This window comes from Stenotrophomonas sp. A3_2 (assembly GCF_036624925.1).
GTDB lineage: Bacteria > Pseudomonadota > Gammaproteobacteria > Xanthomonadales > Xanthomonadaceae > Stenotrophomonas > Stenotrophomonas hibiscicola.
On sequence record NZ_JAZKVY010000388.1, the window covers coordinates 1 to 339 of the forward strand.

Sequence of the window (339 nt, forward strand, 5' to 3'; positions counted from 1 at the left end):
GACGATCCGCTGGCGGCGGCCGCCGCCGGCCAGCTGTTGGACGCGGCCGGGTTCCAGGCCGAGGATATCCAGCAGGTGGAGCAGGAATTCAACGCGATGCGCCAGCGCACCGTGCTGCATTCACGGCGCTGAGCGGCCGCCGGGCATGGCCCGGCGCTACCCGATGGCCCCGCGCCGCTCCGGTAGCGCCGGGCCATGCCCGGCGAGCGTCGTCTGTAGATCCACGCCATGCATGGATGGGGTTACGCGGCGGCCCCGCGTTCACTGGTGATGCGCGCACCTTCGCGCATCACCAGGGTCACCGGGGTCTTTTCCACCACCTCCAGCAACCGCTGCCAC

Annotated in this window: 1 pseudogene; it reads right to left on the reverse strand. The window is 71.1% G+C overall.

Going from position 1 to position 339, the window contains the following annotated elements:
• Nucleotides 1-242 precede the first annotated feature (242 nt).
• Nucleotides 243-339 (reverse strand): annotated as a pseudogene (locus R5H29_RS22815) (OsmC family peroxiredoxin); the annotation flags it as partial.